Consider the following 13,965-nt stretch of genomic DNA (forward strand, 5'->3'; position numbering starts at 1 on the left):
CGTTAGAAGAACCCCATGCCAATAATCACGACATCGCCAGGATGAACAGAGTGCGTTAAATCGACATTCTCCAGCAGTTGGTTGCTACCCGACAGGCGAATGTTGATATCTTGTCGGTCAGCACGATCTGTAAATCCGCCCGCCTGTGCAATAGATTTTTCGACGGTAAGTCCTGGCTCATAAGCGAATCCATTCGGACTTTTCACTTCGCCTGAAACATAGTACTTACGGAACTCGGCAATACTCACCGTCACCATCGGAGTTGTAAAATAATCTCCGGTCAGGCGTTGAGTTAATTCGTTAGTCACTTGTTCGACAGTTTTATCTTTTAATTTAAGCGCGCCAACAAACGGGAAATTAATCTCCCCGCTCTTATCCAAAATAAATCGCATGGTCATATCGGGTTGACCATGAACAGCGATATTGACAGTATCCCCTGCCCCTAGCCGGTAATCCTGCTGAACAGTAGCTGGATCGTCCATTAATCTCGGGCTGGACGTTGTACATCCAACCACCAGGAGACTGAATAGCAAAACCGCGCACAGTTCTATTATTTTCATTTTAGATCTGAACCTTAGCTTTAAGCATAATCATAGAATTATCATAACCCAACGTTCTAATAACTTCCCGATCGTCGTTGGGACCGATATAAAACGAGTCAGTATCCTTGTTCGAATTTAATGTATCTATTTGATATTTAATCTCAAAATTAACCGACGGTGTGTAGTCATAGCTCATGGTTACGCTAAATACCCCATCTTTATCATGCCGATCCTTATTCTGTTTTTTATAGTCTTCCGAAGTGAATGAGTAATCCAGCAAGGTAGAAAAACGGTTGCCTAACCAGAAATGCTGGTAAGAAAGACCATACTGGGTCACTAAAATATATCCCCCAACTTCCGATGGGTCTTTAATGCTTTGCGCCGAGTGCACCGTGAAAACAGACTGTTGTAACGGTTTCCACTCCCCTTTTATGTCCCAGTTTAGACCATTAAAATCATGCGAGTTTGCGTTGTTTTCAAATGTCTTGTACAGCCATGAAATATTCATGTCGACATTGGTTTTACCCGTTAACTGAGACTTCAGGCCATACAGCAAATAATACTCATTAGTGTCTTTTTCTGAGTTGTTCTCATAGTGACGTTGGTTCGTAATAAAGCTATAGCGAAAGCGCGTTCTGGATGTGTATTGGTCAAAAATTTCTGCTACCAGGCTATTTTCATGCCATTCCTGTTCCTGGATGTAATTGTAGAAATCCTCACTGCGATCCTGCACATCAGATGTATTGCCGAACGTCAGTTTTTTGTACAACAAGGCCAGTTCCGCTTTCCCGCGCCCATCAGGGGCACCGTAGCTGTAGCGCAATTCACTATTGAAAAAATTCGTCGTCAGCGGAGATTTAATCCCATACTGCTCAAACTGGCTCGGTAGAAAACCTTCGGTGATACCGCGACCACGAGATTCATGCCCAAGCGTATCTTCCATATTGAGGGTTAAGCCATGCTTAAGCCCATAACGCCAGGCACCATTAAAACGGAAAAAATGATCGTTATAGTTATCCGCAGAATCGCTTGAGTAATTACGATAATCCCCGGAGTACATCAGTAAATACTTATCCTGACCACGCTCGCCGATCATGCTCAGCACAGGCGCTGCACTCTGAAACGAGGAACCGATAGCATCGCTGCTATGTGGCTGATAAGACACGTTATCATTATAACCATAATCCACAGCGACCTTGCCCTGGAAGTCGATTCCCGCAAAGCCAATATGTGATTTCGGTGTTAAATCAGCCCATGCGGGCTGCGATATCACGATTCCGGTAATAACGAGTAATTTAGTATGCATTCTTACCGACAAATCCTTTGAAAATAGTTTTAATAATAATTTTTATATCCAGCCATAACGACCAGTTTTGAATGTACTCAATATCGTACTGAACCCGTTTTTCCATCTTATAAAGCGCATCGATTTCCCCACGGAAACCGTTGATCTGTGCAAGTCCGGTGATCCCAGGCTTAACTTTATGGCGGATCATGTAATTTTCGACCTGTTTGCGGTACTGCTCATTATGCGTAACCGCATGGGGTCTGGGACCAACAATCGACATACTTCCCTGCAATACATTGATAAATTGCGGAAGTTCATCCAGCGAGGTACGGCGTAAGAAGCTACCGAATTTGGTTACCCGCGGATCGTTTTTCGTGGCCTGAATAACCGTATCGGCGTTCTCCATAACGCGCATCGAGCGAAACTTCCAGACCTTAATTTTTTGCCCGCTCAGGCCATAACGGTCTTGTTTGAAAAAAACCGGCCCGCGGGAGGTGAGTTTGATACCAATGGCAATTGCCAACATCAGCGAAGAAATCATCACCATAATAATACTGCCAAGCACCAAATCTTCTGCCCGCTTGATAAACGAACCCGCGCCTTCAAACGGCGAACTAAAGATCCCGATAGTTTGCAGGTTATGGATGGAGCGCAGCTTGGACATGTTGTTACTGTAGGTATAGAAGTCAGGAACGATATACGTATCTACGGTGGTGTCTGACATCATCGCTAAAAAATGACGGATGCGGTGCAAGGCCACCATCGGTAAAGCGATGTAGATCTCATCTATATTTCCCTGCTTGGCCTCCTCAACCAGGTTGATCACCGGGCCACGAAAGGGGCTTTTAATCTTATCAACGACATCGCCACAGCGAGATAAGGCGCGCTCATCGTAAAAAGCCAGATCTAATGAGATATTGGCGTACTCATTCATTAGCGCGGTTTCTGCAGCCAGACCATTGTCGGTCAAACCAATAATTGCCACGCGCATACTCTTCTTCGTTGAATATTTAAAAATGAAAAAGCGAATGCAATACAGAAAAGGTACTGGAATGAAGTACCAGTAAATAATGGCAGAATAAAAAGGCGACGGCAGTTTGTCTAAGTATCCAAGTGATTCAGGCTCTGCCAGCGTCATACTGACCAGTTCGTTAAAGAAAATAGCCAGCAGCGTACAGAAAATCAACCGTTTTTGATTACGCAATCCAATCGATTTAATCTTTTGCTGATACATTTTGATGTATTCAGCAAACAGCAAAAAAAAGACCGAAAAGAGAATACTCAGAATGGCAATGGTATTAAATGGCACCAGACCTAACAGATGAGCGCTAAAAATCAACGTCACATTGATAACAATGAAATCGACCAGTTTTAAAAAAACCGGATATCCATGGCTGCTAATCTTCAGCGATTTTTTAAGCATAGCTCAGCCCATTATTTATTGATCTTTAATTATTTTTTTCTCATTTCGTGTTGCTAATTATATCACAAGTCTAAAAAACGCAATGGCACACTGTCAGTAAATGTAAAAAATAATGTCTCTTACTGTGATAAATATCGCGAACACAATCATATGTATATGATTTTGATGGATATTAAGTCAATGGAAGTTTTACCCAGAACAGCAAAAAAGATGACTTTTTACAACACTATTACTATTGACAGTTAACAATTCGTGGTCTATGAAAAATGTTTTATGTATGATAAATAACACAATAGTTTAGTTTAGCTAACGATGAATTACCGCTGAATTTCTGTTAAACGCAGCAATTAAAATAAAATTCACGGCCTCGCTGCGAAATTTATAATTACAATAAGAATACAATTAATTACGTTTAAGTATATTAATACAGTTAACAGCTTCAAGAAGATATTTCAGTCCGCACGCTTAAAAAGCGTACTCGCACGCTTAATCCGCCTAATGCTTCACTCCGTGATAGCTGCGGATGCGTACGGTGCAGACGAGCAATGTCGTTAACCAGCGCCAGGCCGATCCCTGCCCCAGGGACATTACTGACGTTATCAAGACGATGAAACGGCAGCAGCGCCTGATGCACCATCTGCTCATCGATGCCCGGCCCACTATCTTCAACCACCAAAACTACAGCTTCCCTTTCTCGCAGCAGCCCGGCGGTCACCACGCCATGCGGCGGCGCATATTTCAGAGCATTATCCAGCAGGTTTCCGCACAGTTCGCCGAGCAGGACTTCATCGCCCTCAATCCACACCGCGTCCTGTTCCCCTTCATAGCCCAGATCGATCCCTTTACTGCGCGCCTGCGCCAGCCGGGTAAAACAGCTACTTTGCACCACCTCGTACAAATTAACCGGCGAGAAATGCCTTTCTCCCTGCTCTTTGCGCTTCACAGCCGACAGCTGTAACAGCCTTTCGGTCAGTTGAATGGTGTTATCCAGCGTGGTGCTCATGGCTTGCAGACTTTCATGCCACTGCTGCGGTTGCTGGCTGGCGAGGGCCACCGAGGCCTGGGTTTTCAGCACCGCCAGCGGAGTTTTAAGCTGATGGGAAGCATCCGCGCTGAAGCGCTCCTGGCGTGAAATAAGGCCACGAAGCCGGTCCAGATAACGATTGAATGCCACAATCAACAGACGGGTTTCCGACCACGGCAGCAGTTCCGGCAGCGGCGTCAGCAGCCCAGGCTCACGACGCACCATCAGCGATGACAGTTGGCGCATCGGACGTAACACCCGGCGCAGCAGCCAGCCAACCAGCACCAGCGTGAGTAGCACCAGCAGACCTTGCGAAACCCACGAGGAAAACAGCAGCTGTCGCGCCAGATAACGTCGCGATTGCAGCGTTTCGGCAACATAAATCTCCGCCATACCGACAATCCCCCCCTCATTGACGGGCTGCAGCAGACGCGCCACGCGAATGGCCTCGCCGCGATATTCAGTGTGATAAAACCACGCCAGCGCCGGATATAGCCGCGTTCGCGAGGTTGCGGGCGGCATCGCCGGTAAATCGTCATAACCAGAGATAACCTTCCCCGCCGGATCGACCACTTTGTAATACAGTCGGTCATTCATGTTCAGTTCGAAGCTGTCCAGCACCACCCACGGCACATTCACTTCCAGCTGTTTATTGCGCACCACCAACCGCTCGGAGACGGTCCTCGCAGATGAAAGTAGCGTGCGGTCATACGCCTGCGTCGCCGCCTGTAGCGCGCTGACATAGCTGTTAAATGCCGACAGCCCCCACAGCAACATTAGCGGCAGGCCCAGGAACATCAGCAGTTGCAGATATAACGACTGGGGCTTAACCCATTTCATCGCTACGCTCCAGTACATAGCCCAGGCCGCGCAACGTGGCGATACGCACATCGCTCCCCTGTAACTTTTTGCGCAGACGATGGATGTACAACTCAATGCTTTCCGGACTGACCTCATCGCTGAGACTGAAAACCTGTTCAAATAACTGCTGACGCGAAACCGGCCGCAAACGACGGTACATCAGCACCGTCAGCAATGCCTGTTCGCGCGGAGTAAGCGCCAGCGGCTGCCCCTGCAACAGAAAATAGCCTTCATCGTGAAAGGCCAGTTCTCCCAGTTGCTGTATACCTTGTACCTGCCCCGCGCTACGGCGTAGCAAGGCCCGCAGTCGGGCATCCAGTTCCTCGATTTCAAACGGTTTTGCCAGATAATCATCGGCCCCGACGTTCAACCCCTTCACCCTATCGGCCACCGCGCTGCGCGCCGTCAGCAGCAGTACAGGCAGCGTCTGCCCGCGTTTACGCAGGCGTTGGACAACTTCAAGACCGTCCAGCCCCGGCATATTGATGTCCAGCACCGCCAGCGCGTACGTTTCGCTATGTAAAAGATGGTCGGCCGCCAGGCCATCAAAAACGCAGTCAACGGCAAAACCGTTTTGCACCAGCGCTTTCTCCAGCCAGTGAGCCAACTCACGGTTATCTTCCGCTAATAAGAGACGCATATCACATCCTGTAAAGTTTCTGCCGCATTGAAAGGGAATTGAAAGGTTAATGTTTTAACAATCACGCAACCGAACTGCTACACATCGGCTCACATAATCACAAAAATCTTCTTCCGTACCCGAAAATCCGGTTTTCCGGCGTGAGGATAAACAATGAAAAAACAGTTACTTCGTACCCTTACTGCAAGCATTTTACTGATGAGCACCTCTGCTTTAGCCGAACAAGCGCCATCGCGCACCGAATGCATTGCTCCGGCGAAACCCGGCGGTGGTTTCGATCTCACCTGTAAGTTGATCCAGGTGAGCATGATGGAAACCGGCGCTATCGAAAAACCGATGCGCGTAACCTACATGCCTGGCGGCGTTGGCGCCGTGGCCTATAACGCGATCGTCGCTCAACGCCCGGCTGAAGCGGGAACCGTTGTGGCATTCTCCGGCGGCTCCCTGCTGAACCTGTCACAGGGCAAGTTTGGTCGCTATGGCGTGGATGATGTCCGCTGGCTGGCAAGCGTGGGCACCGACTACGGCATGATTGCCGTACGCCAGGACTCACCGTGGAAAACGCTCAAAGACCTGCTGACGGCAATGGAGAAAGATCCTAACAACGTGGTTATTGGCGCAGGCGCTTCTATCGGAAGTCAGGACTGGATGAAGTCGGCGCTGCTGGCGCAAAAAGCCAACGTTGATCCGCATAAGATGCGCTACGTCGCCTTTGAAGGCGGCGGCGAACCGGTTACCGCACTGATGGGCAATCACGTGCAGGTGGTTTCCGGCGATCTCAGTGAAATGGTGCCTTATCTCAGCGGCGACAAAATCCGCGTACTCGCGGTGTTCTCTGAGGAACGTCTGCCGGGCCAGTTAGCCAACGTGCCAACCGCCAAAGAGCAGGGTTATGACCTCGTATGGCCCATCATTCGGGGCTTCTACGTGGGACCCAAAGTCAGTGACGCCGAGTATCAGTGGTGGGTTGATGCCTTTAACAAACTCCAGCAGACCGAGGAATTTAAAAAGCAGCGCGATCTCCGCGGCCTGTTCGAATTCAACATGAGCGGTAAGCAGCTCGACGAGTACGTGAAAAAGCAGGTCACGGATTATCGTGAGCAGGCGAAAGCCTTCGGTCTGGCGAAATAAGCACAGAGGCAAAGATGATGAGCGATCGTATTTTTGCAGGTATCTGGCTGTTGCTCTGTATAGCCGGGCTGTTCGTGGCCTGGCAAATCACCAGCGAATACAGCTATGAGCCGGTTGGGCCGCGTCCCTTTCCGCTGGGCATTATCAGCCTGATGCTGGTATGCGCCGTGGCGCTGCTGTTGCGCCACCCCGACACCATCAGTTGGCCCCGCCGCCACGTGCTGCAAAAGCTGCTGACGATGGTGATTGTTCTGTTGATGTACGCCTGGGGTTTTGAATGGCTCGGTTTTCCCATCGCTACCGCCATTCTCACCGTGGTGATTGGCATGCTGTTCGGCGCAACCATTCCGGCTGCGGGTATTTCCGGCGCGGTGCTCGGCATTCTGCTGTGGTATGCCTTTGACCGACTGCTTGACGTCACCTTACCACTCGGCGCCTGGCTGGGTTAACGGAGAAACGATGGATACCTGGATTTATCTTTCTCAGGGTTTCGCGGTGGCAATGACCCCGGAAAACCTGGTCATCGCCCTGATAGGCTGTTTCGTCGGTACCATTGTCGGGCTGTTGCCTGGTCTTGGGCCTATCAACGGCGTGGCGATCCTGCTGCCGCTGGCCTTCGCGTTGCATCTGCCAGCAGAATCTGCGCTGATCCTGCTGGCAACGGTCTACATAGGCTGTGAATACGGCGGGCGCATCTCCTCCATCTTGCTGAATGTTCCCGGCGATGCGGCAGCGATTATGACCGCGCTCGATGGCTACCCGATGGCGCAGCAAGGCCGCGGCGGCGTCGCGCTCTCTATCTCGGCGGTCAGTTCTTTCTTTGGTTCGCTTATCGCTATCGGCGGCATCATTCTGTTTGCCCCAGCGTTAGCCCAATGGTCGCTGGCCTTCGGTCCGGCGGAATACTTTGCCTTAATGGTTTTCGCTATTGCCTGCCTCGGCAGTATGATGGCGCAAAATCCGCTGAAATCATTTCTGGCAGCGCTTATCGGTCTCGGCCTTGCGACCGTCGGCGTAGACGCCAATACCGGGGTTTATCGCTTTACCTTTGACAGCGTCCATCTCTCCGACGGTGTGCAGTTTATCGTGGTGGTGATTGGGTTGTTCTCCGTCTCTGAAATACTGTTAATGCTGGAACATACCAGCAGTGGCCAGACGCTGGTGCGTAAAACGGGCCGTATGTTATTTAACGCCAAAGAAGGCGCACAGTGCGTGGGCGCTACCCTGCGTTCATCGGTGATTGGCTTTTTCGTCGGTGTTCTGCCTGGCGCTGGCGCGACCATTGCCAGCGCAATCACCTACATGACCGAGAAAAAGCTCAGCGGCAACAGCGACAGCTTCGGCAAGGGTGATATTCGCGGCGTGGCGGCCCCCGAAGCTGCCAATAACGCCTCGGCCTGTGGCTCTTTTATCCCGATGCTGACGCTCGGCGTACCGGGCTCCGGCACCACGGCGGTGATGATGGGCGCGCTGACGCTGTACAACATCACCCCCGGTCCGGCGATGTTTACCGAACAACCGGATATCGTTTGGGGGCTGATTGCGGCGCTACTGATTGCCAACGTGATGCTGCTGGTGATGAACATCCCGCTGATCGGCCTGTTTACCCGTATGCTGACCATCCCACTGTGGTTTTTGGTACCGGCTATCGCGGCAGTCTCCGCGGTTGGCGTGTATGCCGTCCATAGCACCACCTTCGATCTGGTGCTGATGGTCGCCCTCGGCGTACTGGGCTACATTTTGCGTAAAATGCACTTCCCGATGTCGCCGCTGATTTTAGGTTTCGTTCTCGGTGAAATGCTGGAGCAGAACCTGCGACGGGCGCTGTCTATCAGTAACGGTAATATGGATATTCTGTGGGACAGCGGCGTGGCAAAAGTGCTGCTGGTGATGGCGGTCCTGGTTATCGTGGTTCCGCCGGTGCTACGTCTGATCCGCAAACGTAACAGCAAACCGCAGGTGGATATCGGTTAGTAATACGCCGGATGGCGGCGCTGTTGCGCCTTATCCGGCCTACGTTTAATCGCCACTGTAGGCCGGATAAGCGCAACGCCATCCGGCTTATTCATCTTAATTCCTGAACAGCACTCAGCACGTGCTCGACAAACCTTGTGAGCTTGGGCAGCGGGCGCAGATCCTGACGCCACAGCAAATGAATTGGTCGCGGCTGTGGCGTAAATCCTTCCAGGATCCGCACCAGCTTGCCGGTTGCCAGCTCCTGTGCCAGCAGCACCTCTGGTTGCAATAACAGTCCGGCTCCTGCTACCGCCGCCATGCGCAGGCCATGACCATCGTTACAGCGCAGAATTGCATCGCGCTTCCATCTAACCTCTCCCGCCACGCCAGGCAGAATCCACTCGTTGCGAGCCGTCCACACGGTATGGGACAGGCACAGATGATCTACCAGATCCGCAGGCGTTCGGGGGGTACCATGACGGGCAAGATATTCTGGCGAAGCACAGATTACCATACGGTAGGGACACAGGTATTTCGCCACCACGTCAGTCTGATGGATATCACCAATACGGATAGCCAGGTCGACACCTTCATTCACCAGATCAACCATCCGGTTGGTCAGATCCAGCTCAATACGCACCTCAGGCCAGGCCTGCAAAAACGCTGCGGCCAGTGGCGAGATAACGCAAGCGCCAAAAGAAGTGGGCGCGCTAATGCGCAGCGTCCCCGCAGGAGCCAGCCGCAGGCGCTCAACCGAACGTTCGGCTATCGACACCTGCTCCAGCACGCGGCGGGCTTCTTCAAAATAGACGCGTCCGGCATCGGTCAGGCTCTGGCGACGCGTATTGCGCTCCAGCAGACGCGTACCGAGCTGCGCTTCCAGATGGGTGATATATTTTCCCACCATTACTGCAGACATCTCGAGCTGCGTTGCCGCGGCGGTAAAGCTTCCGCTCTCTACCACGGCGATAAACGTCTCCATGCCGCGCAGTTTATCCATATTGCAAACCTCTGGTTAGTAATCATCTAACTTTTAGCCAGTTTATCCGATTTCATTTTCATTAAAGAATAGCGGCTCACACTATTGCGGAGGTGGTTATGAAAATCGTCATTATTGGTGCCAGTGGTACAGTGGGTCGCGCAGTCACAGAAACGTTAAGCCGTAAACATGAGGTGATCCGCGTAGGCCGCACGCAGGGGGATTACCAGGTCGATATCACCTCGCAGGAGAGTGTCGAGGCATTGTTTGAAAAAGTCGGTCGGGTAGATGCGATCGTTTCCGCCACCGGCAATCTGTTCTTTGGGCCGCTGTCGACAATGACCGACCAGGACTTTAATCAGGGGTTGCAGGATAAACTGTTAGGCCAGATACGGCTGGCCTTAACCGGACAGCATTTCCTCAATGATGGCGGCTCAATTACGTTAATTAGCGGTATTATCGCCCATGAGCCCATCGCACAAGGGGCGAATGCGGCAACGATCAATGCCGGTCTGGAAGGATTTGTTCGCGCCGCGGCCTGTGAGTTAGAGCGTGGTCAGCGTATTAACCTGATAAGCCCAACCGTACTCAGTGAGTCCGCCGAAGCTTACGACGGTTTCTTCCCGGGCTTTGCAAGCGTCCCCGCCGCCACCGTTGCTAACGCCTATCGCCGTAGCGTGGAAGGCATCCAAACGGGTCGCATCTATCAAGTCGGTTACTGATAAACGCATTACCTCGCCTCTTACGTCATCAGTAAGAGGCAAGCCGCTGCCTATTTTAGGCACCCGTTTCGTTTCTTATTCGCGCATTAATATATTCCACGGCCTGAGTGACATCCATAATACCGTTAATTGCATTCGTCACACCTTGTCCGATAATAATCTCTGCCTGCCGCAAGTTGAAAGGTTCACCTTTGCTTCCCTCAGACTCCCTTATTCCCGTCATGCCTTTTTCATTCAATAAATTAAACCACGGGTAGAGATTGAGAACGTTTTGATCGTGACATATTCCAGACCAGGCGCTATTTCCTCCCAGCAAAACCAGATGACGCGCAATTTCATCGGAATAAAGCCAATGAAAGAACTGCTCAACCTGTTTTTTCTTTTTACTGTAGCGGGACATTCCAATGGAACCGCCCCCCAATTGTGGAAGTTGCCCCGGAACGGGAGCATAGCCAATAGTGGGCGCTATGGCCGTGTGCGCCACATCGTTAAATAAATTGAGATACATGATCAGCATGGCAAGATTTCCACGCTCAAACTGTTTTACCGCATCACTCCACCACTCACCGGGCAGATTCACGGCGATAGAAAGCTGTTGTAGATATTGTTCGAGGGCAGTTGCGGCAAGTGAAGGTTCGAGTTGTACCGGCTCGCCTTCGCGCACCAAACGCCCACCGATCGCGTAGTAACGAAGCAGATACTCGGTAGCAATAAGCCCCGAGCTTCCCAGCGTCACCGCGGTTCCCATCGGGCGCTGTCTGTTTTCTGGCTGATGTAATTGACTAAAGAAAGCCGCTATCTCATCAAATTGCGCAAAGCTCTCTGGCAACGTTAACTCTTTTCCCGTTGCTTCATAAAACATCCGTTTAATCGTCGCATCTTCAAACAGATCTCGTCGATAAAATAGAAGCTGCATACTGGCATCAAAGGGTATTGCCCATGCGGTCCCATTCACCATGCTGAAGTGCTGTTGAATTTGCTCAGAGAAATTTTCCAACAGCAACGGAAGCTCAGAAGAGACAGATTCCAGCGGCAAAAGTGCTTTCTCAGCAAACCAAGGAAAACACGCCATATCGATTCGCAGTAAATCGTAATAAGGATGTAGATGAAGGTGGGAGAGGATTTCAAAAACTTCATCATAGGGATAAACCGCAAGATTAACCTTAATACCGGTCTGGCGATAAAAGTGGGGTAACAGTTTCTTCAACGCATCAGTCGAAGGACTCGGTAAAATTAACATATTCAGCGTCGCCTCTGTTTCAGACGGCGGCACGTACTGTCCATTCAAGGAAAAACCGCAATTTGTCAGAATACGATGCTTTTGTTTACTTTTGGGCAGGCGAATACTGGAGGCAATAGTTGTCCCCAAGCGACCATAATCCATCTGGTAGCTTGTGACTCTATCGAAGGATGCAGGGAGATTATCACTCAGTTGCAATATCGGCGGGCAGGATTGGGAGCTACCAAACCAGGCTGCTTGCGTCAGTGCTCGCGTTTTCTCAGAGTCCTGGACAATAAACAGTTCGGGAATTGCCCCGCGAAAAAAGTCAAACGCGACGGTGTTAGCTTCACTGGCATGTGCAGGTAAAATCGTTAGCTTCGTATGCGGACTTAATTCCCGGCAGGTTTCCTGTATCGCCTGAGTAAAGCTCGCGCTATGGGAAAATTCCAGACGTTCGCAGAAAACACCAATATGGCCCGGCTGCTGCGCCAGCGCCCTCCTCGCTATTTCTTCGCCTGCAGTCACATAGTCAAGGCTAAAATAACAAACTGCGCCGACAGGCTGGCGATATGCAAACAGAACATTTTCCGGGGAAAGCCTGAGTAAGTCGTAATAGGGCTGACTGTCATTCAGGCAACTGACCGAGACAACTGCCTGATAAGACTTTGCCGCCAGCGTTTGCAGAATCTCCAGCTCAAGATTAGGCAGATCGTTGGTCAGGTAAAGATCAATCGGTTCGCTTAATGAAGGCTGCCAAACCTGATGTAATCCCCGATAGAGTTGAAAATACTGTTCGGCATTGATATCGGGCAGAATCAATGCCACTCCCTGACTTTTGCTGGCTCTCAACGATTGCGCCTGAGCATTCAACTGATAGCCAACTTCTCGGGCTGCACGTTGAACCGCTTCAATTTTCTCGACGCTTACATTCCCTCTGCCATTGAGCACATTCGAGACAGTCCCATGCGACACACCGGCAATTCTTGCTATGTCTTTGATAGTTGGCATTTTTACATCCTTCCCCTGATGCTTTGATGCTAGCACGGCGCTCATCAGGAAACTATCTTCAGCACTTAAATTTGAACGTTACAATATTAAAAAGTGCATTTTATAAACATGTCATAATAAAAAAGCATGATGCTATTGATAGACAAGCCTCATAAAACAAAAACGATAAAAATATGAAATATAAGTATAAATTTTATAATATTTGAAGAAGATCACTTCTGAAGCAAAAGATCATTGTTCATATAAAACACCAGAATCATAATTGACACGTTCCAATTACGTTTCATTACATTAACGCCTAAAAAAACAACAATCACATTTGTCATTAAGAGGGAAACATGAAGATTCATTTTCTGGGAACCGCTGCATCTGAAGGGATCCCCAATCCTTTTTGCCGTTGTGAGCACTGCCAGCAAGCCCGCATTCGTAAAGGTAAAGACTTACGCACACACTCTTCAGCGATTATCGACGATGAACTACTCATTGACGTGGCGCCTGAATTCAGCCAACAACTGCTGCGAGATGGCCTGGACGCAACAGAGATCAGATCGCTATTGTTCACACATACTCATCCCGATCATTTCAACGTCGGCGATCTTTTTAGCCGAATGGAAGGGTATGGATTTGAAATTACTCATCCGTTGCACATTTTTGGTAATGACCGTGCAATTAACGGTGCCGCGGAAGTGTTACCGGGCTACAGCGCTGAAAGATTTGCTTTTCATTGCCTGGTTCCCTTCGTGACCGTTGAAACTCGCGGATACCGTATCACTCCGCTGCTGGCTAACCATGCCAAGTGGGAGCTTTGCTATACCTGGTTTATCGAAAAAGAAGGCCAGTCAATTTTCTACGGACATGATTCAGGCTGGTTTCCTGAGCTCACATGGCAGTGGCTGAAAGGGAAAAAAATCGATCTGGCTGTCCTGGAATGCACCTACGGTTTTAATGGTGATAATCGTACGAATAACCACATGAGCCTGGAGACAGTCTTCGCCGCCAGAGACAGGCTTGCGGAACTCGGTTGCCTTGAGAAAAATAGCCAACTTATCGTCTCGCATATTTCACACAGCGGAGGTCTGCTGCACGACGATCTCGTTGCGGCATGCAACAAAGAGAACATTCTTGTCGCCTGGGACGGGCTTAACCTGAGCATCAACCAATAAGGATAT

Annotated in this window: 12 protein-coding genes; 5 read left to right on the forward strand and 7 right to left on the reverse strand. The window is 50.1% G+C overall.

Annotation, left to right across the window (positions count from 1 at the left end):
- Positions 1-2: 2 nt before the first annotated feature.
- The 5 genes from E1B03_RS20340 to tctD form a co-directional block, all read right to left on the reverse strand.
- Positions 3-560, reverse strand: a complete 558-nt coding sequence (locus E1B03_RS20340; protein WP_103769250.1) for a polysaccharide biosynthesis/export family protein — start codon at positions 558-560, stop codon at positions 3-5.
- A gap of 1 nt (position 561) precedes the next feature.
- Positions 562-1,848, reverse strand: a complete 1,287-nt coding sequence (locus E1B03_RS20345) for an outer membrane beta-barrel protein (RefSeq protein ID WP_133086813.1) — start codon at positions 1,846-1,848, stop codon at positions 562-564.
- Positions 1,838-3,253, reverse strand: a complete 1,416-nt coding sequence (locus tag E1B03_RS20350; protein ID WP_103769248.1) for an undecaprenyl-phosphate glucose phosphotransferase — start codon at positions 3,251-3,253, stop codon at positions 1,838-1,840. Before E1B03_RS20350 ends, E1B03_RS20345 begins: the two co-directional genes overlap by 11 nt.
- Positions 3,254-3,692: 439 nt before the next feature.
- Positions 3,693-5,117 carry a sensor histidine kinase gene (locus E1B03_RS20355; protein ID WP_133086814.1) on the reverse strand — a complete coding sequence of 475 codons (1,425 nt, stop codon included), beginning with the start codon at positions 5,115-5,117 and terminating at the stop codon, positions 3,693-3,695.
- Positions 5,104-5,778: a transcriptional regulator TctD gene (tctD, locus tag E1B03_RS20360; protein WP_103769246.1), complete on the reverse strand. Its 675-nt coding sequence runs from the start codon at positions 5,776-5,778 to the stop codon at positions 5,104-5,106. Before tctD ends, E1B03_RS20355 begins: the two co-directional genes overlap by 14 nt.
- Before the next feature lie 153 nt (positions 5,779-5,931).
- Between tctD and E1B03_RS20365 the strand changes: the two genes are divergently transcribed.
- The 3 genes from E1B03_RS20365 to E1B03_RS20375 are packed head-to-tail and all read left to right on the forward strand — an operon-like array spanning position 5,932 to position 8,883.
- The gene (locus E1B03_RS20365) at positions 5,932-6,909 is read left to right on the forward strand and encodes a Bug family tripartite tricarboxylate transporter substrate binding protein (RefSeq protein WP_133086815.1); all 978 of its coding nucleotides are present in this window, start codon (positions 5,932-5,934) and stop codon (positions 6,907-6,909) included.
- Positions 6,910-6,923: 14 nt separating this feature from the next.
- Positions 6,924-7,358: a tripartite tricarboxylate transporter TctB family protein gene (locus E1B03_RS20370; RefSeq protein WP_087050849.1), complete on the forward strand. Its 435-nt coding sequence runs from the start codon at positions 6,924-6,926 to the stop codon at positions 7,356-7,358.
- A 10-nt stretch (positions 7,359-7,368) separates the two neighbouring features.
- Positions 7,369-8,883: a tripartite tricarboxylate transporter permease gene (locus tag E1B03_RS20375; protein ID WP_103769244.1), complete on the forward strand. Its 1,515-nt coding sequence runs from the start codon at positions 7,369-7,371 to the stop codon at positions 8,881-8,883.
- A 91-nt stretch (positions 8,884-8,974) separates the two neighbouring features.
- Here E1B03_RS20375 and E1B03_RS20380 read toward each other — a convergent pair whose 3' ends face one another.
- Positions 8,975-9,865: a LysR family transcriptional regulator gene (locus E1B03_RS20380; protein WP_133086816.1), complete on the reverse strand. Its 891-nt coding sequence runs from the start codon at positions 9,863-9,865 to the stop codon at positions 8,975-8,977.
- Positions 9,866-9,963: 98 nt separating this feature from the next.
- On the opposite strand from E1B03_RS20380, the gene E1B03_RS20385 reads away from it, so the two are divergent.
- Positions 9,964-10,566 (forward strand): short chain dehydrogenase, encoded by a 603-nt coding sequence (locus tag E1B03_RS20385; RefSeq protein WP_103769242.1) that lies wholly within the window; start codon positions 9,964-9,966, stop codon positions 10,564-10,566.
- 55 nt (positions 10,567-10,621) lie between these two features.
- On the opposite strand, the gene E1B03_RS20390 is transcribed toward E1B03_RS20385, so the two are convergent.
- Positions 10,622-12,796 (reverse strand): extracellular solute-binding protein, encoded by a 2,175-nt coding sequence (locus E1B03_RS20390; protein ID WP_165955331.1) that lies wholly within the window; start codon positions 12,794-12,796, stop codon positions 10,622-10,624.
- 338 nt (positions 12,797-13,134) lie between these two features.
- On the opposite strand from E1B03_RS20390, the gene E1B03_RS20395 reads away from it, so the two are divergent.
- Positions 13,135-13,959 (forward strand): MBL fold metallo-hydrolase, encoded by an 825-nt coding sequence (locus tag E1B03_RS20395; protein WP_133086818.1) that lies wholly within the window; start codon positions 13,135-13,137, stop codon positions 13,957-13,959.
- The last annotated feature ends 6 nt before the right edge of the window (positions 13,960-13,965 follow it).

Source organism: Citrobacter arsenatis, from assembly GCF_004353845.1.
Taxonomy (GTDB): domain Bacteria; phylum Pseudomonadota; class Gammaproteobacteria; order Enterobacterales; family Enterobacteriaceae; genus Citrobacter; species Citrobacter arsenatis.